This is a genomic window from Pseudomonas sp. NPDC089530, from assembly GCF_050280705.1.
In the GTDB taxonomy this organism is placed as follows: Bacteria; Pseudomonadota; Gammaproteobacteria; order Pseudomonadales; family Pseudomonadaceae; genus Aquipseudomonas.
Genome location: NZ_JBNNVU010000079.1, coordinates 1 through 25,213, shown reverse-complemented (window position 1 = coordinate 25,213; position 25,213 = coordinate 1). Strand labels below are relative to the sequence as shown.

The 25,213-nt window shown below is 61.2% G+C and carries 24 protein-coding genes and 1 pseudogene; 11 read left to right on the top strand and 14 right to left on the bottom strand.

Features of this window, described 5'->3' with window-relative positions; genetic code table 11:
- The 3 genes from ACQKQA_RS23485 to ACQKQA_RS23475 all read right to left on the bottom strand — a co-directional run.
- The coding region (locus tag ACQKQA_RS23485) for an amino acid--tRNA ligase-related protein (protein ID WP_427563073.1) at positions 1-773 on the bottom strand (773 nt) is incomplete at its 3' end.
- 95 nt (positions 774-868) lie between these two features.
- Positions 869-1,090 carry an FmdB family zinc ribbon protein gene (locus ACQKQA_RS23480; RefSeq protein ID WP_007931131.1) on the bottom strand — a complete coding sequence of 74 codons (222 nt, stop codon included), beginning with the start codon at positions 1,088-1,090 and terminating at the stop codon, positions 869-871.
- A 252-nt stretch (positions 1,091-1,342) separates the two neighbouring features.
- A complete protein-coding gene (locus ACQKQA_RS23475; RefSeq protein ID WP_427563069.1) occupies positions 1,343-1,816 on the bottom strand; it encodes a Dps family protein in 474 nt (157 codons plus the stop codon).
- Positions 1,817-2,271: 455 nt separating this feature from the next.
- Between ACQKQA_RS23475 and ACQKQA_RS23470 the strand changes: the two genes are divergently transcribed.
- On the top strand, positions 2,272-2,877 hold the full coding sequence (locus ACQKQA_RS23470) for a cold shock domain-containing protein membrane protein (RefSeq protein WP_427563081.1): 606 nt from the start codon (positions 2,272-2,274) through the stop codon (positions 2,875-2,877).
- Between the two features lie 74 nt (positions 2,878-2,951).
- Here the strand turns inward: ACQKQA_RS23470 and ACQKQA_RS23465 are convergent, their stop codons facing one another.
- Both ACQKQA_RS23465 and ACQKQA_RS23460 read right to left on the bottom strand, forming a co-directional pair.
- Positions 2,952-3,158 (bottom strand): SlyX family protein, encoded by a 207-nt coding sequence (locus ACQKQA_RS23465; RefSeq protein WP_427563066.1) that lies wholly within the window; start codon positions 3,156-3,158, stop codon positions 2,952-2,954.
- A gap of 3 nt (positions 3,159-3,161) precedes the next feature.
- Positions 3,162-3,587, bottom strand: coding sequence for an HIT family protein (locus ACQKQA_RS23460; RefSeq protein ID WP_427563063.1), 426 nt, complete (start codon positions 3,585-3,587; stop codon positions 3,162-3,164).
- A 915-nt stretch (positions 3,588-4,502) separates the two neighbouring features.
- Here ACQKQA_RS23460 and ACQKQA_RS23455 point away from each other — a divergent pair.
- Positions 4,503-5,849 carry an OprD family porin gene (locus ACQKQA_RS23455; protein ID WP_427563060.1) on the top strand — a complete coding sequence of 449 codons (1,347 nt, stop codon included), beginning with the start codon at positions 4,503-4,505 and terminating at the stop codon, positions 5,847-5,849.
- A 172-nt stretch (positions 5,850-6,021) separates the two neighbouring features.
- On the opposite strand, the gene ACQKQA_RS23450 is transcribed toward ACQKQA_RS23455, so the two are convergent.
- Both ACQKQA_RS23450 and ACQKQA_RS23445 read right to left on the bottom strand, forming a co-directional pair.
- The gene (locus ACQKQA_RS23450) at positions 6,022-6,864 is read right to left on the bottom strand and encodes a mechanosensitive ion channel family protein (RefSeq protein ID WP_427563057.1); all 843 of its coding nucleotides are present in this window, start codon (positions 6,862-6,864) and stop codon (positions 6,022-6,024) included.
- 136 nt (positions 6,865-7,000) lie between these two features.
- Positions 7,001-7,486, bottom strand: coding sequence for a YajQ family cyclic di-GMP-binding protein (locus ACQKQA_RS23445; protein WP_011063029.1), 486 nt, complete (start codon positions 7,484-7,486; stop codon positions 7,001-7,003).
- Positions 7,487-7,633: 147 nt separating this feature from the next.
- Between ACQKQA_RS23445 and ACQKQA_RS23440 the strand changes: the two genes are divergently transcribed.
- The 3 genes from ACQKQA_RS23440 to ACQKQA_RS23430 are packed head-to-tail and all read left to right on the top strand — an operon-like array spanning position 7,634 to position 11,220.
- Positions 7,634-8,551 carry a putative 2-dehydropantoate 2-reductase gene (locus ACQKQA_RS23440; protein ID WP_427563053.1) on the top strand — a complete coding sequence of 306 codons (918 nt, stop codon included), beginning with the start codon at positions 7,634-7,636 and terminating at the stop codon, positions 8,549-8,551.
- A gap of 45 nt (positions 8,552-8,596) precedes the next feature.
- Positions 8,597-10,633 carry a sensor histidine kinase gene (locus tag ACQKQA_RS23435; protein WP_427563051.1) on the top strand — a complete coding sequence of 679 codons (2,037 nt, stop codon included), beginning with the start codon at positions 8,597-8,599 and terminating at the stop codon, positions 10,631-10,633.
- Positions 10,634-10,635: 2 nt separating this feature from the next.
- Positions 10,636-11,220 carry a cob(I)yrinic acid a,c-diamide adenosyltransferase gene (locus tag ACQKQA_RS23430; RefSeq protein ID WP_427563048.1) on the top strand — a complete coding sequence of 195 codons (585 nt, stop codon included), beginning with the start codon at positions 10,636-10,638 and terminating at the stop codon, positions 11,218-11,220.
- Positions 11,221-11,291: 71 nt separating this feature from the next.
- Here the strand turns inward: ACQKQA_RS23430 and ACQKQA_RS23425 are convergent, their stop codons facing one another.
- From ACQKQA_RS23425 to secA, 4 genes are all read right to left on the bottom strand, one after another.
- Complete coding sequence (locus tag ACQKQA_RS23425) at positions 11,292-12,230, bottom strand: Nudix family hydrolase (RefSeq protein WP_427563045.1); 939 nt, start codon at positions 12,228-12,230, stop codon at positions 11,292-11,294.
- Entirely contained in the window at positions 12,227-12,859 is a 633-nt protein-coding gene (locus tag ACQKQA_RS23420) for a glutathione S-transferase (RefSeq protein ID WP_427563042.1), read from the bottom strand. The genes ACQKQA_RS23425 and ACQKQA_RS23420 overlap by 4 nt, the downstream gene beginning before the upstream one ends.
- Positions 12,860-12,973: 114 nt before the next feature.
- Positions 12,974-14,191 carry a bifunctional glutamate N-acetyltransferase/amino-acid acetyltransferase ArgJ gene (gene argJ / locus ACQKQA_RS23415; protein ID WP_427563039.1) on the bottom strand — a complete coding sequence of 406 codons (1,218 nt, stop codon included), beginning with the start codon at positions 14,189-14,191 and terminating at the stop codon, positions 12,974-12,976.
- Positions 14,192-14,314: 123 nt separating this feature from the next.
- On the bottom strand, positions 14,315-17,056 hold the full coding sequence (secA, locus tag ACQKQA_RS23410) for a preprotein translocase subunit SecA (protein WP_427563036.1): 2,742 nt from the start codon (positions 17,054-17,056) through the stop codon (positions 14,315-14,317).
- A gap of 306 nt (positions 17,057-17,362) precedes the next feature.
- Between secA and ACQKQA_RS23405 the strand changes: the two genes are divergently transcribed.
- A complete protein-coding gene (locus ACQKQA_RS23405) occupies positions 17,363-17,818 on the top strand; it encodes a DUF721 domain-containing protein (protein WP_427563033.1) in 456 nt (151 codons plus the stop codon).
- 15 nt (positions 17,819-17,833) lie between these two features.
- On the opposite strand, the gene ACQKQA_RS23400 is transcribed toward ACQKQA_RS23405, so the two are convergent.
- Positions 17,834-19,315, bottom strand: a complete 1,482-nt coding sequence (locus tag ACQKQA_RS23400) for a helicase HerA-like domain-containing protein (protein ID WP_427563079.1) — start codon at positions 19,313-19,315, stop codon at positions 17,834-17,836.
- A gap of 184 nt (positions 19,316-19,499) precedes the next feature.
- On the opposite strand from ACQKQA_RS23400, the pseudogene ACQKQA_RS23395 reads away from it, so the two are divergent.
- The 4 genes and pseudogenes from ACQKQA_RS23395 to ACQKQA_RS23380 form a co-directional block, all read left to right on the top strand.
- A pseudogene (locus tag ACQKQA_RS23395) lies at positions 19,500-20,531 on the top strand (cache domain-containing protein); the annotation flags it as partial.
- A gap of 93 nt (positions 20,532-20,624) precedes the next feature.
- Positions 20,625-21,389: a methyl-accepting chemotaxis protein gene (locus ACQKQA_RS23390; protein ID WP_427563076.1), complete on the top strand. Its 765-nt coding sequence runs from the start codon at positions 20,625-20,627 to the stop codon at positions 21,387-21,389.
- A gap of 177 nt (positions 21,390-21,566) precedes the next feature.
- On the top strand, positions 21,567-22,688 hold the full coding sequence (locus ACQKQA_RS23385) for a glycosyltransferase family 4 protein (RefSeq protein ID WP_427563030.1): 1,122 nt from the start codon (positions 21,567-21,569) through the stop codon (positions 22,686-22,688).
- On the top strand, positions 22,681-23,451 hold the full coding sequence (locus ACQKQA_RS23380; RefSeq protein ID WP_427563027.1) for a DUF2334 domain-containing protein: 771 nt from the start codon (positions 22,681-22,683) through the stop codon (positions 23,449-23,451). The genes ACQKQA_RS23385 and ACQKQA_RS23380 overlap by 8 nt, the downstream gene beginning before the upstream one ends.
- A 32-nt stretch (positions 23,452-23,483) precedes the next feature.
- Here ACQKQA_RS23380 and ACQKQA_RS23375 read toward each other — a convergent pair whose 3' ends face one another.
- Positions 23,484-23,666 carry a hypothetical protein gene (locus tag ACQKQA_RS23375; protein ID WP_427563024.1) on the bottom strand — a complete coding sequence of 61 codons (183 nt, stop codon included), beginning with the start codon at positions 23,664-23,666 and terminating at the stop codon, positions 23,484-23,486.
- 85 nt (positions 23,667-23,751) lie between these two features.
- Complete coding sequence (gene purU, locus ACQKQA_RS23370) at positions 23,752-24,600, bottom strand: formyltetrahydrofolate deformylase (RefSeq protein ID WP_427563021.1); 849 nt, start codon at positions 24,598-24,600, stop codon at positions 23,752-23,754.
- 340 nt (positions 24,601-24,940) lie between these two features.
- Between purU and ACQKQA_RS23365 the strand changes: the two genes are divergently transcribed.
- Positions 24,941-25,213 (top strand): histone-like nucleoid-structuring protein, MvaT/MvaU family (locus tag ACQKQA_RS23365; protein WP_427563018.1); only part of this gene is annotated, 273 nt, incomplete at its 3' end.

The following is a 25,213-nucleotide window of genomic DNA, read 5'->3' as shown; positions in this document are numbered from 1 at the left end:
ATGTTTTTACAAAGATTTACGGAATAAGAGATTGCCTTTATAAAGAGTCGACCTAATGCATAGCCAATGCATTTCCCCGATATTTTCAATGTGTCGGCACGCAGGTCTTCGTCGCGGAAGCATTTGGCGATCTGGTAGTAGCGATCGAAACCGGCCACCATCAGCAGCTGCTTGAACAGCTGTGGCGACTGCGGCAGTGCGAAGAAGCTGCCGGCGTGGGTGCGGCTCGGCACCAGGTAGTCACGCGCCCCTTCAGGGGTGGCGCGGGTCAGGATCGGGGTTTCGACGTCGAGGAAACCGTTCTCGTCCAGGTAGCGACGAATGCTGGTGGTCATGCGCGAACGCAGACGCAGCTTCTCGGCCATTTCCGGACGGCGCAGGTCGATGAAGCGATAGCGCAGGCGGGTTTCTTCGCCGACGTCGGAGTATTCGTTGAGTGGGAACGGCGGGGTTTCCGCTTCGTTCAGCACTTCCAGCTGGTAACCGAGGATTTCGATCATGCCCGACGCCATGTTGGCGTTGCCGGCACCGGCCGGACGCAGGCGCACCTTACCGGTGATCTTGACCACGTATTCGCTGCGCACGCGGTCGGCGGCCGCGAAGGTTTCAGCGCGGTCCGGGTCGAACACCACCTGGGCCAGGCCTTCACGATCACGGATATCGAGGAAGATCACCCCGCCATGGTCACGACGACGGTGGACCCATCCGCAAAGGGTAACTTCCTGACCTTCCAGGCTTTCGTTCAGTTGGCCGCAATAATGGCTGCGCATCATGGTAGTGGTTTCACTTCTCGTAATTCGAAATTCGATGGGAGGCCTTGCGCATCCCGGGTACCGGATAATGCAAGAGCTCGCGGGTGTCGTTCAACTTAGTCAGCTTTGTCGCCACCGGCCAGATTCTTCTTGGCGCCGGTTTTGAAGTCGGTCTCATACCAGCCGGAACCGCTGAGACGGAAACCTGGCATGGACAGCATTTTTTTCAGCTCGGGCGCCTGGCAGGCAGGGCAATCGACCAACGCAGGCGCGCTGATCTTTTGAATGGCTTCCAACTGATGACCACAGGAAGCGCATTGGTAGTCGTACATGGGCATTGAGAGCGTCTCGGCCTGCTTAACGTCTGTCTTACCCGCGCCAAGGCCCGGGCTATATAGCAAAGAGCGGGATTATATCCATTAAATCGGCCCTGTGCAGCCGTATGACGGCACTGATAGACCGCAGCCCACCGAAACATGATCGCCTGGCCTGCCGCCGTGTCGGCTCCCTTGCTTAGAAGGACGAACTGGCCCGATCGACGCCCCATAAAGACGAATGACGCCGGGAACGGCGCCATTCGGCCTACAGCGTTACTGCTCGCTCAGCAACGCACGCAGCATCCACGCGGTTTTCTCATGCACCTGCATCCGCTGGGTCAGCAGGTCTGCGGTGGGTTCGTCGCTGACCTTGTCGATGATCGGGAAAATGCCCCGGGCCGTGCGGGTCACGGCCTCCTGGCCCGCCACCAACTGCCTGATCATCTCGTCGGCACTCGGCACGCCCTCTTCTTCCTTGATCGAAGAAAGCCGCGCATAAATGGAATAGGCTCCCGGCGCCGGGAAACCCAAGGCGCGGATACGCTCGGCGATCAGGTCCACCGCCAGCGCCAGTTCGTTGTACTGCTCTTCGAACATCAGGTGCAGCGTACGGAACTGCGGCCCCGTGACGTTCCAATGGAAATTATGGGTCTTCAGATAAAGCACATAAGTATCCGAAAGCAGACGGGACAGCCCCTCCACGATGGATTTGCGGTCTTCTGCGCTGATACCGATATCGATTGCCATGTCTATCTCCGTTAACACATTCAATTCAACAGATCAGGTACCGGGCCACTCTAGCAAGACAACCCTGCACCCGCAGCCCACGATTGCCCGAAGCGCTGCGACAGATTGCCCGAACGGGCCAGCAGGGCCAGCAAAAAAGCCCACGAGCCTTGTGTCCGGCCTGAAAAGCCGGCGCTCCGCATTTTTCGGCACGGACTCTCTAGAACAAGGCTTTGCCCGATAGTCCGCTTCCCCCTCAAGACTGTCGGGGTTTTCCCCCTCATCAAGGCTGCGGCGCTTGATTTGAGAAGGCCTGGGCTTTGCTGTTAAATAGAGGCCGTGTCGCTGTTGCCTATTTCTCGGCCTCGGTGCATAGGCTGATCCCGCGCACGTGCTCACCGCCTCCCATTGTTCAGAAGCGAACCGTGCACGCTCAGCTCTTCCTTGTGATCCGTCTTAAACGTGAGTTCATTAAAATGTTGAAAATCGTTCACCTGCTAACAGGCGCAGCGGCCTTGCTGCTGTCCTTTATCCCTAGTCTGCGATCTGAAGCTGTTCCCTTCCTGCAACAACCCGATGCTCTTTACCTGGCCTTTTTCGGCCTGCTCAACCTGGCGCTGGCTCCGGTTATCCCCTACCGGAACAAAGGTCCGCGTCAGCAACTGCAAAACCTGGTCAGCGCGCTTCTGGTGCTGGCGGTGGTATTGCAAACCTTGACCCTGCTGGCACCGATGCCGGTTATCGCGGGTCAACCGGCTGTCCTGTTCAGCCTGCTGACTGCGGCGATCGCCATCCTTCTGCACCTGGCTATCAGCTTCTACAAATCGTCTCCTGCGGCCAATACCGCGCCAACTTACGACATGAGCAATCGCGATACCGGCACCGTCAAGTGGTTCAACACTTCGAAGGGTTTCGGCTTCATCTCCCGCGACTCCGGCGATGACATCTTCGTGCATTTCCGTGCCATCCGTGGCGAAGGCCACCGCGTCCTGGTAGAAGGCCAGCGCGTGGAGTTCTCGGTGATGAATCGCGACAAAGGCCTGCAAGCCGAAGACGTGATTGCGGCATTGCCGCGTCGCTGATTCGCGCCCAATAAAAAACCGCGACGCAGCCAGGCTGCTCGCGGTTTTTTATTGCCCGGACGCCACGCCCGGTCTCAATAATGGGGCGGCGGCGCCTCTTCTTCGAATGCCTCGAACTGCCCGACCATCTCCTCCTGACGCTTGAGCAAGGCGGCCATCTGCAGCTGCAGACGCTCGACCACCCGCTGCTGCTCCACCAATACGTCATTCAAGGCTTGAATGGTGTCGTCCTGAAAAGCCAGCCGGCTTTCCAGATCGGTTACCCGTTCCTCCAGGCTCATGAGTCAGCCCTCCAGAAACTTGAAGTCATCGGTCAGGACCAGCCGCAAACGCTCACGGATCGCCGCCACCTGCTCGGCGCTGTAGGGCTTGGCGGGCAGCTTGCCCCACACTGGAGCAGGCCAGGCTCCGTCGTCGCGCTTGCGAACGATCACGTGCATGTGCAATTGGCTGACGACGTTACCCAAGGTCGCCACATTCAACTTGTCCGCATCGAACGAGTCCTTGAGCAACTCCGCCAGGGCCGTGGTTTCGCGCCATAGCTGCTGCTGGTCTGCGTCATCCAGCTGAAACAACTCACTGATATCCTCCCGGCGCGGCACCAGGACGAACCACGGGTAATTGGAATCGTTGGACAGCAGCAGCCGGCAGAGGGGGAAATCCCCGATGGGCAATGTGTCTTGTTGAAGTCGTGGATCTAAAGCGAACACCGCGCGCACTCCCGCTCAGCTCATCAATTTTCAGCTTAGCGAACGCCATGACCGGCTGCCCGCCAAACGACAGGACGGCAGCATACCTGCGAAAGCCCTTCCGTTCATCGCTCTCCCGCGCAGTTCCCGCCTCCGCATTCGCGCCTGGTGACATGCGCCCTGGCCTGGAACATTTTCCGACGGATTGCACCACGGATGGACGAAGCCCATGAAAAACCGGGAAAAAACGCATAAAGAGGCGATCTCCGGTGCCCTCTTGAGCACCCGCAGCCGGATAACGAGGGGATCTCATCAAGAAAAGTTTTGCACCAAAACCACACAAGGCGTCTACGCTCAATGCGTCGGGCATCCGCAATCTACTCACCTGTCAGGGTGAACCGGTAACGTTTTGGAATCTCGTGTGTTTTTTTTCAGGGAGCAACATCAGGAAGACAGGGAACGTCAAGCCCAAACAAAACGACCTTAAAACCGCTGTTTTATGCGGTTTTTACAGCCTGAAGGGCCATCGCCGAAAAAAACTCGGTGCCTTTGCGTTTTGTGCACGCTTGTTGCATTCATCCCCACATTGTCCCAAGGGAGGTCGTCGGAAAGAACCTCCCCCGGGACTAATAACAATAGTGGCAAGGCTGCCCCATGGAGATTTGATTGCTTGACCAAAGTTCTTTTTGTTCCAGGTTCAAGCCTTCGAAAACAGCGCTGAAGTTGTCAGTCCGGATACATGCGGACTGCGGATTTGCGACATTGATCGAGCATTTTGCGACAGGGTCGTAAAGAAGCTGAAAGGACTGATACGCAAGTATCGCCAACATTGTCGGCGTGATATAAGTTTGCGCCGACACAAAAAGAAAGAGCCGCCCAGATAATAAAACAGGTGGGACGGCAGTACTCTTCTAAAAACCAAAGGAGCAAATCACGATGCGCGTGATGAAGTGGAGCATGATCGCACTGGCGGTAGCTGCAGCCGGTACCCAAGTTGCTATGGCCGAACCTTTCGTTGGCAACCAGGCTGACGCCAAAGGTTTCGTTGAAGACAGCAAGCTCGACCTGCTGCTTCGCAACTACTACTACAACCGCAACAAGACTGGCTATAAAAACCGAGACGACAAAGACTGGACCCAAGGCTTCCATGGCGTCTTCAAGTCCGGTTATACCCAAGGCACTGTCGGGGTTGGCGTTGACGCTTTCGGCTACCTGGGTATCAAGCTGGATGGTGAAGACAAGTACTCCGGTTCGGGCAACCTGAGCACCGATAGCGAAGGTCATAACCACGACAGCTTCGGCAAAGCCGGCGCAGCAGTGAAATTCCGCATTTCCAAAACCGAACTGAAAGCCGGTGATATGCAGCCTTCCACCAGCCCAGTGTTCGCTGTAGGTGGTTCTCGCCTGCTGCCTCAAACCGCAAGCGGTATCCAACTGCAGAGCAGCGAACTCGAAGGGCTCGATCTCGAGGCTGGTCATTTCTACTCGGCTTCCAGCCAGGACGAAATGAACCGCGATGGCGAGCTGCACGCTCAATACGCCAGCTCTAGCAACCTTGCCGTTACTTCCAACTCGATGAACTATATCGGTGGTAAGTATGCGATCACTCCAGAGCTGAGTGCTTCGCTCTATGGCGGTAAACTGGAAGACGTCTGGAACCAGTACTACGCCAACCTGAACTACACCATTCCACTGGGCGGCGACCAGTCGATCAACCTGGACGGTAACATCTACCGCACCACTGATACCGGCAAAGCCAAAGCTGGCGATATCAGCAACACTACCTACTCGCTGGCAGCAGCCTACTCGTTCCTGAAGGCGCACACCGTCACCTTGGGCTTCCAGAAGGTCAACGGCGACACTCCATTCGACTACATCGGCGTGGGTGACAACAACCGCGGTGGCGACTCGATCTTCCTGGCCAACTCCATTCAGTACTCTGACTTCAACGGTCCAGGCGAGAAATCGGTACAAGCTCGTTATGACCTGAAAATGGCTGAATACGGCGTTCCAGGCCTGAGCTTCATGGCCCGTTACGTAAAAGGCTGGGACATCGACGGCACCAAAATGGACATTAACAGCCCATACCGCAACTACGGTTATGGCGAAGATGGCAAACACCACGAAACCAACCTCGAAGCCAAGTACGTTATTCAGACCGGCCCAGCCAAAGACCTGTCGTTCCGCGCTCGTCAAGCCTGGCACACTGCTAACGCTGATCAGGCCGAAGGCGATATCGCTGAGTTCCGTCTGATCGTCGACTACCCACTGTCGATCTTGTAATAGCGGTTACTTAGCGAGTAATAAAAAAGGCCCATCATTCGATGGGCCTTTTTTGTTGGAAGCAGGTGACCAGCCAAAGGTGATTATTACAACCTGGTTACGCCCCTACCTCACTAACCATGGATTAAAAGTCTGACCACTCGATCAAACTTTCAACCCATATCTTCACTACTTACTGAGCAGCCGCTTCCTGAACCACACGAATCACTCGCTGTGGAAACGGAATATCGATACCCGCCTCTTTCAAACGATCACGGGCCAACTCGTTGAAACGGAACATCACGTCCCAGTAATCCGCTGTCTTGACCCATACCCGCAGCGAAAGAGTAATAGCGCTGTCACCCAGCATGGAAACCACCGCCACCGGCGCCGGATCCGCCAGCACACGCTCATCCTTGGCCAGATCCAGCAGAACCTCACGGGCCTTTTGCAGATCAGCCTCGTAATTCACGCCCACATCAAAAACCACCCTGCGGGTCGCCTGGCGGTTGTAGTTAGTGATGATGCCGTTGGACAGGTTGCCGTTGGGCACGATGACCGTCTTGTTGTCACCGGTACGCAGCACCGTGTGGAAGATCTGGATGCTGTCGACCGTACCGCTGATACCCTGGGCCTCGATCACATCCCCAATGCGGAATGGACGGAACAGCAGGATCAGCACGCCACCGGCGAAGTTGGCCAGGCTGCCTTGCAAGGCCAGGCCGATGGCCAGGCCGGCCGCACCGATCGCGGCAACGAACGAGGTGGTTTCGACGCCAATCATCGAGGCTACGCTGACAATCAGCAGCACCTTGAGAATGATGTTCGCCAGGCTGCTGATAAAACCCTGCAAAGCCTGGTCGGCGTTGCGCAGCGCCAGCAACTTGCCGACCTTGTGCGTCAGCTTGTTGATCAGCCACCAGCCGATGGCCAGGGTGATAACGGCCAGCAATACCCGACTGCCGTATTCCATGATCATGGGAATCCAGGCTTGGGAAGCCTTGACCAGGTTGTCCACTTCAGCATTCAAATCCATCTATCTCTCCTGATTCCCGGCTGCCGGGTATAAAAAAACAAGGGCAGAACGAGTGACCGCACCAAGGCTCAATCGTTTCTGCCCACTACGCGGGCCTCGGACGCCAATAAACGCGCGAGGTTCCCGAAACATCCAATCAGTCGCGGAAGTTGTTGAACTGCAGCGGCATGCCGAACTCTTTCGCGCGCAGGGCGGCGATGGCTTCCTGCAGATCGTCACGCTTCTTGCCGGTCACCCGGACCTGCTCGCCCTGGATGGCGGCCTGGACCTTCAGCTTGGCGTCCTTGATGTGAGCCACGATCTTTTTCGCCAACTCTTTGTCGATACCTTCCTTGAGGACCGCTTCCTGCTTCATCACCTTGCCCGAAGCGTAGGCGTCCTTCACTTCCAGGCACTGCACATCGATCTTGCGCTTGACCAGGGCCAGCTTGAGGATCTCGATCATCGCTTCCAGCTGGAATTCGGCTTCAGCGGTCAGGTTGACGGTCAGTTCCTTATCCTTGAACTCGAAGCTGCCCTTGCCCTTCAGGTCATAGCGGCGATCCAGTTCCTTGACGGCGTTTTCCACGGCGTTGGTGACTTCGTGCTTGTCCAGTTCCGATACCACGTCGAACGACGGCATGTAATTTCTCCAATAAAAAAAAGGGGCGCCGCTCGATAAAGCTGGAGCACGCCCGGTTTGCGGTTAAAATCCGGGCTCATTATAACGGGTCTTTCCCCTCCTTCACTGCAAGCCGCGCATGCGCCTGCCAAACCGAGCACAACGCTGATGTCGACCACCTGGCACATTCTGGGCGCGGGCAGCCTCGGCACCCTGTGGGCGACACGCCTGGCCCGCGCCGGCTTGCCGGTACGCCTGATCCTGCGCGACCAGGCTCGCCTGCAGGCTTACCAGGCCGCGGGTGGGCTGACCCTGGTGGAGCAAGGCCAGGCCAGTTTTCATGCCATCCCCGGCGAGACCGTCGACAGCCAGCAGCCCATTACCCGCCTGCTGGTGGCCTGCAAGGCCTACGATGCGGAGCGGGCCGTGGGCCAACTGCTCTCGCGCCTCACGCCCGACGCCGAATTGATCCTGCTGCAGAACGGCCTGGGCAGCCAGGACGCCGTGGCCGCCCAAGCCCCTCAGGCCCGTTGCATCTATGCCTCCAGCACCGAAGGCGCCTTTCGCGATGGCGACTGGCGCGTGGTGTTCGCCGGGCATGGCTACACCTGGCTGGGGGACGCCAGCCACCCTACCGCGCCCTTCTGGCTGGATGACCTGAGCGCCAGCGGCATCCCCCATGAATGGAGCACGGATATCCTGACCCGCCTCTGGCGCAAACTGGCGCTCAACTGCGCGATCAATCCGTTGACGGTCCTGCATGACTGTCGCAACGGTGGCCTGCTGCAGCATCACTGCGAAGTGGCGATGCTGTGCCTGGAACTGACCGAACTGCTGGAGCGTTGCGGTCAGCCCGCCGCGGCCGAAAACCTGCAACAAGAGGTCGAGCGAGTGATCCAGGCGACCGCCGCCAACTACTCCTCCATGTACCAGGACGTCGCCAGTCGGCGCCGAACCGAAATCGGCTACCTGCTGGGGCACGCCTGCAACGTCGCGTCCCGGCATCAGTTGAACCTGCCGCACCTCAGCCGCCTGCAACGACGCTTGGTGGAACACCTGCAACAGCTCGGATTGCCCAGCGACTGAGCAGCGGCTACGCTGCCCACGTGTTCCCCTCTAGCGACGTCCCCGATGCCATTGCGCCAGCGCCTTGAAAACCTGCCGGTCGGCCAAAAGCTGCTGGCCGCCCTGCTCGTCCTGCTGATTACCGTACTGCTGGTCGCCAACCTGACCTTTATCAGCGCCGCCTACTGGATCTCCCAGGAAAGCATGGCGCCGCAAGCCTTGCAGACCATCGGCCGCCTGGTGTCCAACCCGACCCTGGCCGCCCAGACGCTGGACTCGCCACAAGACGCCGAGAAACTGCTCAACGAGCTCAACAGCTACTCCCCGCTGCGCGCCGCGGCGATCTATGACAGCAAGGGCGTCCGCCTGGCCCAACTGCAACATGGCGAACGCCTGCAGTTGCCGGAGCGCTATCGGCATATCGAAGCCTGGCAACTGACTGAGTTTCGCAGCAATCAGATCATCGCCCTGCCCCGGGCCGGCCAGCCTCCAGGCCATCTGTTGCTGGTGGCCAGCAGCGAACTGCCGATGGCCTTCTATACCGGCACCCTGACCGCGAGCCTGGGCATCCTGATCTTCAGCGTGCTGCTGTGGCTGGTGATCGCCCGACAGATCAAGCGGCTGATCACCCGCCCTATCCACCAACTGGAAGAACTGTCCCGGCAAGTGACCCGCGAGGAAAACTATTCCCTGCGCGCCGCCCGCGGCAATCACGATGAAATCGGCAGCCTCGCCGAGGCCTTCAACACCATGCTGTCGCGCATCGAAGCGCGGGAGCAGCAACTCAAGCGGGCCCGCGACGATTCCCAGGCGGCCTATGACCAGGCCCAGGGGCTGGCCGAAGAAACCCGCCACACCAACCGTAAGCTGGAACTGGAAGTCCAGGTGCGCAGCAAGATCGAAAAGAAGCTCACCGGCTTTCAGAACTACCTGAACAGCATCATCGACTCGATGCCCTCGGCGCTGATCGCCCTGGACGAACAACTCTACGTCACCCAATGGAACCAGGAGGCCAGCGCCCTCTCGGGCACCCGCCTGGACGAAGCGCTGAACCAGCCGATCTTTCTCGCCTTCGAACCGCTCAAACCGTTCCTGCCCCAGCTCAAGGAAACCGTGGAGCAACATACGGTCACCAAGGTCGAGCGGGTCACCTGGGTCAAGGACGACGAAGCCCGGTATTACGCCCTGACGTTCTATCCGCTGATGGGCGGTGCCGGGCGTGGCGTGGTGATCCGGATCGACGACATCACCCAGCGCCTGTCCCTGGAAGAAATGATGGTGCAGTCGGAAAAAATGCTCTCCGTCGGTGGCCTCGCCGCCGGCATGGCCCATGAGATCAACAACCCCCTGGGGGCCATCCTGCACAACGTGCAGAACATTCGCCGGCGCCTGTCACCCGAGCTGCCGAAGAACCTGGAACATGCCGAGCAACTGGGCATCGAGCTGGAAGCCGTCAATCATTACCTGCAGAACCGCGAGGTGCCGCAACTGCTCGATGGCATTCAGCAGGCCGGCGCCCGGGCGGCGAAGATCGTGACCCACATGCTCAGTTTCAGCCGGCGCAGCAACCGGCAGATGGCGCCGTGCGACCTGCCAGCCTTGATCGACCAGGCAGTGGAGATCGCCGGTAACGACTTCGACCTGACCATAGGTTTCGACTTCAAGGGCCAGGCCATCGTCCGCCAGTTCGACCCGCAACTGGGGCCGGTACTCGGTACCGCCAACGAACTGGAGCAGGTGCTGCTCAACCTGCTGAAAAACGCCGCCCAGGCCATTCACCAGCGCACGGACGACAGCGAACCCGGGCGCATTATCCTGCGTACCCGGCTGAACCCGCCCTGGGCGGAAATCCAGGTCGAGGACAACGGTGTCGGCATGAGCGAAAGCGTGCGCAAACGCACCTTCGAGCCGTTCTTCACCACCAAGGAAATCGGCCAGGGCACCGGCCTCGGGCTGTCGGTCTCGTATTTCATCATCACCAACAATCACAAGGGCCAGATGGAAGTGCAGTCGACCCAGGGCCAGGGCACCTGCTTCACCTTGCGCCTGCCCCTGGCGGGCAGTCAGCCCCCCCCCCTGGAACATTCCCCACAGGAGAGCTAAGCATGGGCTTTCGCTTGTCGAAGATTTACACCCGCACCGGCGACAAAGGCGAAACCGGGCTGGGTGACGGACGCCGGGTACCCAAGGACCATCCGCGGGTCGAGGCCATCGGCGAAGTCGATACCTTGAACAGCCAGTTGGGACTGCTCCTGGCCGGGCTGGCCGAACAGCGGCTCGAACATCCTGGCCTGCAAGCACTGATCGACGTCCTGAGCCCTTGCCAGCACCGTCTCTTTGACCTCGGTGGCGAGCTGGCCATGCCGGTGTACCAGGCTCTGGACGCGGCCGAGGTCGAACGCCTGGAGCGCGCCATCGATGCCTGGAACGAAGAGTTGGGACCACTGGAGAATTTCATCCTGCCGGGCGGCTCGAGCCTAATCGCCCAGGCCCATGTCTGCCGCAGCCTGGCGCGTAGCGCCGAGCGCCGCTGCCAGCACCTGAATGCCGTGGAACCCCTGGCGGGGGTCGGCCTGGCGTACATCAATCGCCTGTCCGACCTGCTGTTCGTGGCTGCGCGCCTGATTGCCAGGCGCCAGGGGATTGCCGAGATTCTGTGGCAGGCGGCGAAGAAGCCGACGGCGGATTGAGACAAGGGAGTCAATCGCAAGCCAGCTCGCGGCTCAATAACCTGTAGCCGCGAGCTGGCTTGTGCTGGATCTCAAGGCCAGAACGCGCGGATCCCCGCCACCCCTTGCGCCCCCGCGCGCCACGCCTGCTCGCGGTGATCCGGGCCGAGCCCGCCCAGCAGATACACCGGCTTGTTGAAACCGCTGATCAGTCGGGCAGCCTGCTCCCAGCCCAAGGGCTGTGCATCAGGGTGGGTCTGGGTCGGCTGGACCGGCGACAGCGTCACGAAGTCCACATCCATCTGCTGCGCCAACGACAGCTCTTGCGCATCATGGCAGGACGCCGCCAGCCAGCGTTCCTTGCCAAAGGGGCGCCCGGCACTGGCGTATTTGCGCAACTGCGCCGAGGTGATATGCCAGCCCGCCGAGGGGAAATCCCCCAGCCACTCGAACGGCCCCTTGAGCATCAATTGCGCCTTGCCCGCGCACAGCCCGACCGCATCCACCGCCAGGTCGCGGTATTGCGGGTCATAGCCGTTGGGCGCGCGTAGCTGCACCAGCTTGATGCCACCGGCAATAGCCTTCTGCATGCCCCGCAGCAGCGCCGGGGTTTCCAGGCCGTCCGGGGTGATCAGGTATTCGCTGGGCAAACGCGCGGCCGCCACGATCGGCTGGTTGGCCGCTGGAAACTCGTAGCCATCCAGCTCACGGGCCGTCACCCAGGCCAAGGGCTGGCCCTCGGCGCCATGGGGTTCGCCGGTAAAACCGCCGACCTCCCAGACATCCAGCAGGACCTGCTTGTCCGGGTAGTCGTGCTGCACCTTGATCAGCGGTCGCGCCTGGGTCACCAGAATGCCCAGCTCCTCCTGCAACTCACGGGTCAGCGCCGCCTCCACCGCTTCGCCCGATTCGACCTTGCCCCCGGGAAACTCCCAGAGACCGCCCTGGTGCTGGGTATCGGCACGCCGGGCAATCAGAATCCTGCCGCTGGCATCACGGATAACGGCCGCCGCCACATGTACTCGTTTCACCGCACTGCTTCCTCTAAACCGGCTTTCTGCCAAGCCTTGAAGGCCGGCCATTGATAAATCGTTTCCACATAGGCGGCGTCGACGTCCGGCAGCGCCACCCGATAGGTGCGCAAGCGCACGGCGACCGGGGCGAAAAACGCGTCCGCCAGGCTGGCCTGGCCGAACAGGAAAGGCCCTGGCTCGGTGGCCACCGCGCGACACTCAGCCCACAAGGCCAGCATCCGCTGGATATCGGCCAGGGCTTCGGGCGGCATCGGTGACAGGGCGGCATCGCGGCTCAGGTCGAACGGCAGGTTGCCGCGCATCCCGAAGAAACCGCTGTGCATTTGCGCGCAGGCGGAACGCGCCTGGGCCCGAGCCGCCGCATCACGGGGCCAGAGGGCGACCTGGGGAAAACGCTCGACCAGGTATTCGGCGATCGCCAACGAGTCGGCAATAGTGCCGTGCTCGGTTTTCAACAGCGGGACCTTGCCGGTCGACGAATGCTTGAGAATCAGCTCACGGGTGTCGGGCTGGTTCAGCTTGATCACTTCTTCGCTGTAAGTCGCACCGGCCAGCTCAAGGGCCAGGGCGGCGCGCAGCGACCAGGAGGAATAGAGTTTGTCGCCGATGATCAGGTGAAGATTCATGTCAGGCACCTTTCAGGAGGGAATGGAGGCCCTGGAGCCTCCATCGCGAGCAGGCCCGCTCCGGCATGGAATAGCACACTTGCAGGAGCGAGCGGGCTCGCGATCAGGGGTCTATCAGGTACGGTATTCCGCGTTGATTTTCACGTACTCGTGGGACAGGTCGGTGGTCCAGATGGTTTCGCTGCAAGCGCCGCGGCCCAGCTCGATACGGATGGTGATTTCTTCCTGCTGCATCACCGCCGCGCCCTGGGCTTCGGTGTAGCTGGCAGCCCGTGCGCCGCGGCTGGCAATGCACACTTCGCCGAGGAATACGTCGATCTTGCTCACATCCAGGTTCGCCACGCCGGCACGGCCGACAGCAGCCAGGATACGCCCCCAGTTCGGGTCGGAAGCGAACAGCGCAGTCTTGATCAGCGGCGAATGGGCCACGGTGTAGCCGACATCCAGGCACTCCTGGTGATTGCCACCGCCATTGACTTCGACCGTCACGAACTTGGTCGCGCCTTCGCCGTCCCGCACGATGGCCTGGGCCACTTCCATGCAGACTTCGAACACTGCCTGCTTCAACGCGGCGAACAGCGGGCCATTGGCCTCGGTGATTTCCGGCAGGGCCGCCTGGCCCGTGGCGATCAGCATGCAGCAGTCGTTGGTGGAGGTATCGCCGTCGATGGTGATGCGGTTGAACGACTTGTTGGCGCCGTCCAGCAGCAGGTTCTGCAGCACCTCGCGGGAGACCTTGGCGTCCGTGGCGATGTAGCCGAGCATGGTCGCCATGTTCGGACGAATCATGCCCGCGCCCTTGCTGATGCCGGTGACGGTGATGGTCACGCCATCGTGCTGGAACTGGCGGCTGGCGCCCTTGGGCAGGGTGTCGGTGGTCATGATGCCGGTGGCGGCAGCCGCCCAGTTGTCCACGGACAGGTCGTCCAGTGCAGCCTGCAGCGCACCTTCGATTTTCTCGACCGGCAGCGGCTCGCCGATCACCCCAGTGGAATACGGCAGCACCGCACTGGCATCGACGCCCGCCAGTTCGGCCAGCTTGGCGCAGGTACGGGTGGCCGCGGCCAGGCCCGGCTCGCCGGTACCGGCGTTGGCGTTGCCAGTGTTAGTCAGCAGGTAACGCACAGGGCCTTGCACACGTTGCTTGGCCAGGATCACCGGAGCGGCGCAGAACGCATTCAGGGTGAACACGCCGGCCACCGTAGAACCCTCGGCACAGCGCATGACCACGACATCCTTGCGCCCAGGGCGCTTGATGCCCGCCGAAGCGATACCGAGTTCAAAACCGGCAACCGGGTGCAACGTTGGCAAAGGACCAAGACCAACAGCCATGAATGCGCTCCTCTTTGATGTGATATGCGCACCGCCGTCGCAAAAGGCAGTGCTGCGAATGGAAAAACGCCGCGACGGCTGATGCCGGTCGCGGCGTGGGTATTTCAGTGTCCGGCGAAAATCTTAGTTGATCTGGCCGTGGCAGTGCTTGTACTTCTTGCCCGAACCGCAGTAGCACAGTTCGTTGCGGCCCAGTTTCTGTTCGTTGCGCACAGGAGCCGAGGCCAGAGCCACGTCAACTTCGACGCCCTCTTCCACCGTTTCCGGTTGATCCAGGCCCGGAGCGGCGGCGTGCTCGAACTGCATGCGCTGAGCCAGCGCTTCGGCTTCCTGGCGCAGGCGCGCTTCTTCCTCGGCCGGGTCCTCGCGACGAACCTGAACATGCGACAGCACACGGATCGAATCGCGCTTGATGGAATCCAGCAGCTCGGAGAACAGGGTGAAGGACTCGCGCTTGTATTCCTGTTTCGGGTTCTTCTGCGCATAACCACGCAGGTGAATACCGTGACGCAGGTGGTCCATGGTCGACAGGTGGTCTTTCCACAGGTCGTCCAGCACGCGCAGAACGATTTGCTTCTCGAAGGTGCGCAGCGCTTCGGCACCGGCCTGGTCTTCTTTCTCGTTGTACGCCGCCACCAGCTCGTTCAGCAGCTTCTCGCGCAGGGTTTCTTCGTACAGGTGATCGTCTTCGTCGAGCCATTGCTGGATCGGCAGGCTCACACCGAAGTCGCTCTGCAACGCCGCTTCCAGACCCGCCACATCCCACTGCTCAGGCAGCGACTGTGGAGGAATGTGGGCGCTGACGGTAGCGCTGAGCACGTCCTGACGGAAATCGGAAATGGTTTCGCCGATGTTGTCCGCGGCCAGCAACGTGTTACGCATGTGATAGATCACTTTACGCTGTTCGTTGTTGACGTCGTCGAACTCGAGCAATTGCTTGCGAATGTCGAAGTTACGGCCTTCCACCTTGCGCTGGGCCTTCTCGATCGCGTTGGTCACCATACGGTGCTCGATCGCTTCGCCGGACTGCATGCCCAGCGCCTTCATGAAGTTCTTCACCCGGTCGGAGGCGAAGATGCGCATCAGGCTGTCTTCCAGGGACAGGTAGAAACGGCTGGAACCAGCGTCGCCCTGACGACCGGCACGACCACGCAGCTGGTTGTCGATACGGCGCGATTCGTGACGCTCGGACGCGATCACCTGCAGGCCGCCGGACTCCAGCACCTGCTGGTGACGCTTCTGCCAGTCGGCCTTGATCTGGGCAATCTGCTCGGGGGTCGGGTTTTCCAGGGAAGCGACTTCGACTTCCCAGTTACCGCCCAGCAGAATGTCGGTACCACGACCGGCCATGTTGGTGGCGATGGTCAGGGCGCCCGGACGACCGGCCTGAGCAATGATTTCCGCTTCTTTTTCGTGGAACTTGGCGTTCAGCACCTTGTGCTCGATCCCTTCCTTGTTGAGCAGGTTGGACACGTGCTCGGAAGTCTCGATGGTCGCGGTGCCCACCAGGATCGGGCGGCCCTGGGCCATGCCATCCTTGATGTCGTTGATGATCGCCGCGTACTTCTCTTCGGCGGTCAGGAACACCAGGTCGTTATAGTCTTTACGCGCCAGGGGCTTGTTGGTCGGGATCACCGTTACCTGCAGACCGTAGATCTGATGGAACTCGAAGGCTTCGGTGTCCGCGGTACCAGTCATGCCGGACAGCTTGCTGTACAGGCGGAAGTAGTTCTGGAAGGTGGTCGATGCCAGGGTCTGGCTCTCGGCCTGGATATTCAGGTTTTCCTTGGCTTCGATGGCCTGGTGCAGGCCTTCGGACAGGCGACGCCCCGGCATGGTACGGCCGGTGTGTTCGTCGACCAGCACCACCTGGCCTTCCTGCACGATGTACTCGACGTTGCGATGGAACAGCTTGTGCGCGCGCAAGCCGGCATACACGTGGGTCAACAGGCCCAGGTTGTGCGCCGAATACAGGCTCTCGCCCTCGGCCAGCAAGCCAAGCTGGGTCAGCATGTCTTCGATGTACTGGTGACCTGCTTCGTTCAGTTCGACCTGGCGGGTCTTTTCGTCGATGGTGAAATGGCCAGCCTTGGTCACTTCGCCTTCCACTTCCTCGATGTGCTGCTCGAGGCGCGGGATCAGCTTGTTGATTTCGCTGTACAGCCGCGAGCTGTCTTCGGCCTGGCCGGAAATGATCAGCGGGGTACGGGCTTCGTCGATGAGGATCGAGTCGACTTCGTCGATCACGGCAAAATTGAGCTCGCGCTGGAACTTGTCTTCCATGCTGAAAGCCATGTTGTCGCGCAGGTAGTCGAAACCGAATTCGTTGTTGGTGCCGTAGGTGATGTCGGCCGCGTAGGCCGCGCGCTTCTCTTCCGGCGGCTGGAACGGCGTGACCACGCCGACCGTCAGACCGAGGAATTCATAGAGCGGACGCATCCAGTTGGCGTCGCGGCGAGCCAGATAGTCGTTCACCGTGACCACGTGCACGCCCTTGCCGGACAACGCGTTGAGGTAAACGCCCAGTGTCGCCACCAGGGTCTTGCCTTCACCGGTACGCATTTCGGCGATCTTGCCTTCATGCAAGGTCATGCCGCCGATCAACTGTACGTCGAAGTGGCGCATACCCATGACCCGCTTGCCGGCTTCGCGGGCGACCGCAAAGGCTTCGGGCAGCAGTTTGTCGAGGGTTTCGCCTTTGGCTATGCGGGCCTTGAACTCTTCGGTCTTGGCGCGCAACTGATCGTCCGAAAGGGCTACCATTTGCTCTTCGAAGGCATTGACGATCTGTACCGTCTTGAGCATGCGTTTGACTTCACGCTCGTTCTTGCTTCCAAAAAGTTTCTTTAACAAAGGCGCAAACATATCGGCAGGATCTTCCACACATAGGGATGGAGGGCGGCCCCGTGAGTCGCCCGTGCAGCCCTCATGGCCGCATGCGAACGAGCATTCTACCCGGAAACGATGGTGAGGAAAGTGGCGTTATTCCACGATGCTGGTACAGCGCTGTGACGGGGCCCACCTACAATAAGGCCTTTTGCGCCAGTTTCAACCCGGACGAGTACGAAGTTAACCCTTGATTTAACAGATGAAAGCCTCGCTCAGCGATGAGCGAGGCCCGACCAGCGCTTTCTGCTACCATGGCGGCTCTGTAACTTCAGGTGTCGGATCATGGCATTTCGCCCTCTCACGGCCAAAGCTCCCGCCGTCCTCCTGCGCGACGCCAAGCCTCTCAAAGCCATACTCGGCCACGCCCAGCGCCTGGCGCATCTGCAGCGCCTGCTGGAAAGCCAGCTGCAACCGGCCGCGCGCGAACATTGCCACGTCGCCTCCTGGCGCGAAGGCAGCCTGTTGCTGATCGTCACCGACGGCCACTGGGCGACACGCCTGCGTTATCAGCAAAAACGCCTGCAACGTCAGCTGATGGAGTTCAATGAGTTCAACAATCTGACGCGGATTCTGTTCAAGGTTCAGCCGCCCACCGTGCAAAGCAGCACGGCCGGCCACACCCTGGACCTGTCGAACAGCGCCGCCGAGACCATCCAGGCCACCGCCAACGGCATTACCGACCCCAATCTGCGCGCCGCCCTGGAGCGTCTGGCCAGCCACGCCAAACCACGGGCGTGACCGGCCAGCCGCCGATCAACGGCGCTTGCTGCCACCCAGCAGCGACCCCATCAACCCACGGACCAATTGCCGCCCCAACTGGTTGGCAGCCTGACGCATGGCCGACTTCAGGGCCTGGCCGGCGGCCGTGCCGAGAAACTCGCCGGCCCGATCGGTGAAGCTCGGCTCTTCGGCGGCCGGTTTACCCGGCACGGCCTCCGGCGCTAGGTCCTTGCGCCCCATCAGCACTTCATAGGCCGACTCGCGGTCGATCGGTTTGTCGTAGCGCCCCGCCAACGGCGAGCCGCTGATCAGCGCCCGGCGTTCGGCCTCGGTCAGTGGCCCGATGCGCGATTGCGGCGGCGCCACCAGAACGCGCTGGACCATCTCCGGCGTGCCCTTTTCCTGCAGGGTGCCGACCAGCGCCTCGCCGATCCCCAACTCGGTCAGCACCGACAGGGTGTCGAACGCCGGGTTCGGCCGGAAGCCATCCGCCACGGCGCGCAAGGATTTCTGTTCCTTGGCGGTGAATGCCCGCAAGCCATGCTGGATACGCAATCCCAGCTGCGCCAGCACGTCGTCCGGCAAGTCGCCAGGAGACTGGGTGACGAAATACACCCCCACACCTTTGGAACGAATCAGCCGCACTACCTGCTCCAGCCGGTCCTGCAAGGCCTTGGGCGTGCCGGCGAACAACAGGTGGGCTTCGTCGAAGAACAACGCCAGCAGCGGCTTTTCCGCATCGCCGCGCTCCGGCAGCTGTTCGAATAGCTCGGCCAGCAGCCACAGCAGGAAAGTCGCATAGACCTTGGGCGCCTCGTGCACCAGACGACTGGCGTCGAGCAGATGGATACGCCCGCGCCCGTCGCTGGCCGGCTGCAGGATGTCCTCCAGTTGCAGGGCCGGCTCGCCGAACAGGGCTTCGGCGCCCTGCTGCTCCAGGGTCGCCAGGCGCCGCAACAGGGCCTGACTGGAGCCGGTGGTCATCAGCGCCGCGTCATCCCCCAGCAACTGCGGGTTGTCCTTGAGGTGGTTGAGCAGCGCCTTGAGGTCTTTCAGGTCGAGCAGCAACAGGCCTTCGCGGTCGGCCACCTTGAAGGCCGCATACAAGGCCGACTGCTGGCTGTCGGTCAGCTCCAGCAGGCTGCCCAGCAGCAGCGGGCCCATTTCGCTCAGAGTGGTACGCAACGGGTGGCCGGACTGCCCATGGACGTCCCACAGCGTAACCGGATACCCCTGGGGCTTGTGGTTCAGCCACGGCATCCCGGCAATCCGCTCGGCGATCTTGCCCTGCGGGTTGCCCGCGGCGCCCAGGCCACACAGGTCACCCTTGATGTCCGCGGCGAACACCGCGACACCGGCGTCGCTGAAGGCTTCCGCCAGTCGTTGCAAGGTGACGGTTTTCCCTGTCCCGGTAGCGCCTGCCACCAGCCCGTGACGGTTTGCCAGGCGCATGGCCTGGGCAATCGGTTGCCCCGCGAGATCGGCACCGATAACGAGTTGCGATGAATCCGGCATTTTGTCACCCATGGTTAATCTTTAGCCTTGCCTAGCCGATATGAATCAAGAAAAGACTGAAAAATAAGCCGGATAATTCCCCAAGGAGCGATGGAAATATCAACTTACTTTCAAGCCTGCCCATTTTGCGCGCTTTTATAAGAGCACGCCCGTGACATTAAGACCTTAGCGGACACCACAAGCCATGAACAAAAACCTGCGCTTCAGCCATAAAATCCTGCTTGCCGCCGCCCTCATCGTCATTGCCGCCTTCGCTTCCTTCACGCTGTACAACGACTACCTACAGCGCAACGCCATCCGCGAAGACCTGGACAATTACCTGCATGAAATGGGCGATGTGACCGCCAGCAATATCCAGACCTGGCTTTCCGGACGCATCCTGCTGATCGAGAACCTGGCACAGAACATCGCGATCGACCCGCAATCCACCAAGGTCGCCAGCCTGCTCGAACAAAAGGCCCTGACCTCGACCTTCATGGCTTCGTACCTGGGCGACGCCGCCGGCAGCTTCACCATCCGCCCAGACGCGAAAATGCCCGACGGTTTCGACCCGCGCGTGCGCCCCTGGTACAAAGGCGCCGAAAGCAGCAGCGGCTCGACCCTCACCGAACCCTACATCGATGCCGCCACCGGCCAGTTGATCATCTCCGTCGCCACTGCCTCGCGCAACGCCGGCAAGAGCGTCGGCGTGGTGGGCGGCGACCTGAGCCTGCAGACCCTGGTCGACACCCTCAAGACCCTGGATTTCGACGGCATGGGCTATGCCTTCCTGGTCAGCGCCGACGGCAAGATCCTGGTGCACCCGGACAAGGCCCTGCTGATGAAGAGCCTGAGCGAGGCCTATCCGCAGAACACCCCGCGCATCAACGGCGACTTCAGCGAAATCGAAGTCGAGGGCAAGCCTCGTATCATCACCTTCACCCCGATCAAGGGCCTGCCGTCGGTGAACTGGTACATCGGCCTGTCCGTGGACAAGGACAAGGCGTTCTCGATGCTCAGCGAATTCCGCGCTTCCGCCATCGTCGCCACCGTCATCGCCGTGGCCATCATCATCGGCCTGCTGGGCATGCTGATCCGGGTGCTGCTGCAGCCCTTGCACGTCATGACCCGCGCCATGCAGGACATCGCCGAAGGCGAAGGCGACCTGACCCGCCGCCTGAGCATCCAGAACCACGACGAATTCGGCACGCTCGGCACCGCTTTCAACCGCTTCGTGGAACGCATCCACGGCTCGATCCGGGAAGTGTCGTCGGCCACCGAACACGTCAACGAGGTCGCCCTGCGGGTGGTCAGCGCCTCGAACTCGTCGATGCTCAACTCCGACGAGCAGGCCAGCCGCACCAACAGCGTGGCCGCAGCGATCAATCAGCTCGGCGCCGCCGCCCAGGAAATCGCCCGCAATGCCGCCCAGGCCTCGCAGCAGGCCAGCGACGCGCGCAGCCTGGCCGAGGACGGCCAGCAAGTGGTGGACCGCAGCATCCTGGCGATGAACCAGCTGTCGGACATGATCAGCACCTCCAGCAGCAACATCGAAACCCTCAACAGCAAGACCGTGAACATCGGGCAGATCCTCGAAGTCATCACCAGCATTTCCCAGCAGACCAACCTGCTGGCCCTCAACGCCGCCATCGAAGCGGCACGGGCGGGCGAGGCCGGGCGTGGGTTCGCCGTGGTCGCCGACGAAGTACGCAACCTGGCCCACCGCACCCAGGAATCGGCGCAACAGGTACAGACCATGATCGAGGAGCTGCAGGTCGGCGCCCGCGAGTCGGTGAGCACCATGAGCCACAGCCAGCGCCACAGCCAGGACAGCGTGGAAATCGCCAACCAGGCCGGCGAACGCCTGAACAGCGTGACCCAGCGCATCGGCGAGATCGACGGCATGAACCAGTCGGTGGCCACCGCGACCGAGGAACAGACCTCGGTGGTGGAGTCGATCAACATGGATATCACCGAGATCAATACCCTGAACCAGGAAGGGGTGGAGAACCTGCAGTCGACCCTGCGCGCCTGTTCCGACCTGGAGCAGCAGGCCGCGCGCCTGAAGCAACTGGTCGGCAGTTTCCGCATCTGATCCACCAACCCGCCGGCACCTGCGCCAACCTGTCCATGGGTTGCGCGCAGGTGCCGGTCATCCCCCCGCAATCGCGCCAAACCATTCATCCAGACGCCTCGCCAAGCGCCACGGCAGCCCGACCGAACATCTATTCTTGATAGGGGTCAACCCAAAGGAGAACAACGGATCGGAGGGATGACCATCGTGCATATCGCTGACATCACCATGTTCTACGCCCCTGCCAGCGGTGGCGTGCGCACTTATCTGGATGCCAAGCATCGCCGTCTGGGGCGCCAGCCAGGTATCCGCCACAGCCTGCTGATCCCCGGGGCCCGCCTCAGCGAACGCGACGGCATCTATAAGGTCCCCGCCCCCGCCCTGCCCTTTGGCAAGGGCTACCGTTTTCCCCTGCGCCTGGCCCCCTGGCGCAATGTTCTCCACGACCTGCAGCCGGACCTGATCGAAGTCGGCGACCCTTACCTCACCGCCTGGGTGGCGCTGGACGCCCGGCGCCAGCTGAACGTACCGGTGATCGGCTTTTATCACTCGGACCTGCCGCTGCTGGTCAGCAACCGCATGGGGCCCTGGCTCACCCCGAATGTCGAAGCCTATGTGCGCAAGCTGTACGGCCATTTCGACCGAGTCCTGGCCCCCAGCCAGGTCATGGCCGACAAGCTGATCGACCTGGGCGTGCGCCATGTCCATGTGCAGCCGCTGGGCGTGGACCTGCAGACCTTCCATCCGAACCGTCGCACTCCCGGCCTGCGCGCCACGCTGGGCCTTGCCGAAGACAGCCGCCTGCTGATCTTTGCCGGCCGCGGCTCCAGGGAAAAGCACCTGCCCGTCCTGCTCGACTGCATGCAACGCCTGGGCAAGCGCTATCACCTGTTGCTGGTGGGATCGGCCATGCCGGCCGCGGTACCGGACAACGTCACGGTGATCGACGAGTTCTGCCCGACCGCGCAACTCGCCCGGTTGCTGGCCAGCGCCGATGCCCTGGTCCACGCCGGGGACCAAGAAACCTTTGGCCTGGTGATCCTGGAGGCCATGGCCAGCGGCATTCCGGTGGTCGCGGTGGACGCCGGGGCCTTCCAGGAAATCGTCACCGCGGAAAGCGGCCTGCTGTGCGCACCGAACGACCCGCTGGCGATGGCCGATGCCGTGCAGGAGCTGTTCGCCCAAGGCTGCGCCGCCCGCGGTCAGCTGGCGCGCCGCCATGTCGAACGCCATTACGCCTGGGACAGGGTGGTCGCCAGCCTGCTGGAGCACTATCGCGCGGTCCTCGGCAACCCGCAGCCGATGTTGGCCCATGGTTAAGTCCGCGACGCCCAGCGTGCTTCTGGTCCTGCACGATGTCGCCCCACAGACCTGGATCGACTATCAGCCCTTCGTCGAGGCGGTCGATGCGCTGGGCAACGTGCCGATGACCTGGCTAGTGGTGCCGGACTTTCACCGGCACAACTCGCTCGACGACCATCCCGGCTTTCGCCGCCTGCTCAGCACCCGCCTGGAGCGCGGCGACGAACTGGTGCTGCACGGTTATTGCCATTGCGACGACAGCCCGCCACCGCGCACCCCGCATGAGTGGTTCATGCGCCGCCTGTACACCCGGGAAGGCGAGTTCTACCGCCTCTCGGAAAACGCCGCCCTGGCGCGCCTGCACGCCGGCCTGGAACTGTTCCAGCGCTACCACTGGCCGGTGCAGGGCTTCGTCGCCCCCGCCTGGTTGATGAGCCCGGGCACGCGCCAGGCACTGCGCCAGTTGCCCCTGCGCTATACCAGTGGTCCGCAGCATCTGTACCGTCTGCCAGACTTCTCACCGGTGGCCGCCCCCGGCCTGGTCTGGAGTGCCCGCAGCGCCTGGCGCCGCCAGCTCTCCCGCCTCGTCAGCAGCCAGCGGGAACGACTCTGGCGACAGGCACCGGTGATTCGCCTCGGCCTGCACCCGCTGGACATGCATCATTCCGACTCGCGCCAGTACTGGTTGGACACCCTCGAACACCTGCTGACGCAAGGGCGCACGCCACTGACCAAGGCCGACTGGCTGGACACCCAGCCGCGGACGCGCAGCGCCTCATGATCGGGTCTGCTGGTACAGCGTGACGATAAAACTCAAGCGGGCTCGGGTGGGTCCGTTTCCGGAGTGTCCTGCTGCAACTGCCGCCACAGCTCGGCGGCGCCGGGAAACTCGGTGCCATCCTCGGCGGTCAGGTCATCCGGGTCGTAGCGGCTCAGGCAACCCTCACCGAGAGTGGCCGGGGCCTTGGAGGTGGCTTTATCCAGTGGATCACTCATCGGTCGATCCTCATGCCATAAAGAAAAACGCCGGGCCTGACGCTTGCACGTCCAGGCCCGGCGGATTCGATCGCAGCGCTCTTGATCAGAACACTACCGTCTTGTTGCCGTGTACCAGCACGCGGTCTTCCAGGTGGTAGCGCAGGCCACGGGCCAGGACCATCTTCTCGACATCGCGACCGAAACGCACCATGTCTTCGATGCTGTCGCTGTGGCTGACACGGACCACGTCCTGCTCGATGATCGGGCCGGCGTCCAGCTCTTCGGTCACGTAGTGGCAGGTCGCGCCGATCAGTTTCACGCCACGCAGGGAAGCCTGGTGGTAAGGCTTGGCGCCGACGAACGACGGCAGGAAGCTGTGATGGATGTTGATCACTTTGTGCGCGTATTCGCTGCACAGCTGCGGCGGCAGGATCTGCATGTAGCGCGCCAGCACCACCACTTCGGCGTCGTGCTGCTTGACCAGGCGCGAGACCTCGGCGAACGCCGGCTCCTTGTCCTGTGGGTTGACCGGCACGTGGTAATAAGGAATGCCGTGCCACTCGACCATGCTGCGCAGGTCGTTGTGGTTGGAAATCACACAGGAGATCTCGCAATCGAGTTCGTCGCTGTGCCAGCGGTGCAGCAGGTCGGCCAGGCAGTGGGATTCGCGGCTGGCCATCAACACCACACGTTTTTTCTGCGCGGTATCGGTGATGCGCCAGTCCATCGAGAACTCTTCGGCGATCGGCGCAAAGGCCTCGCGGAAGGCTTCGAGACCGAAGGGCAAGGAGTCGGCACGTATTTCGTGACGCATGAAGAACCAGCCACTGAGGTTATCCGAGTGGTGACTGGCTTCGGTGATCCAGCCGTTGTGGGACGCCAGAAAGTTACTGACTTTGGCAACGATGCCAACGCGGTCCGGGCAGGAAATCACCAACCGAAAAGTGCGCATGAGGGGGAAACTCCAGAACTTCGCAAAGGCCGCCATTCTAGCGATTGCGCGGCAAAACTGCAGTATTCGTTACGCCTGAATCCGATTCATCCGAGCCACCTGTAGGGCTTGTGCCCGGTACCTGGGGAAAAGGCCGTCACACTTGGAAATAGTCCTACAATTCTTTTTGAAACATTCGTGCGGGCTCGTTCACGGTATTTAACTCATCACTCAGCTTCTTTGCTAAATACTCTAATCACATTAAATAAAAGCCGGCTTTATTGTTTACTTGGGGAAAACGTCTGACTATTATTACGCCACTGTCATCCTGCTACTCAGCACTCAACATAAGGCAATCCCCATGTCCCTGATCAACGAATACCGCGCCACAGAAGAAGCCATCAAAGAGCTGCAAGCCCGTTTGAAGAACCTGTCCCAAGACGACAAACTTCAAGCCGAGCTGGAATTCGAAGGCAAACTGCGCGCCCTGATGGGTGAATACTCCAAGTCCCTGCGCGACATCATCGCGCTGCTGGATCCGGACTCGAAAGTTAAGGCGCCACGTGTTGCCGCCAAAACTACCGGCACCAAGCGCGCGCGCAAGGTCAAACAATACAAGAACCCACACAACGGT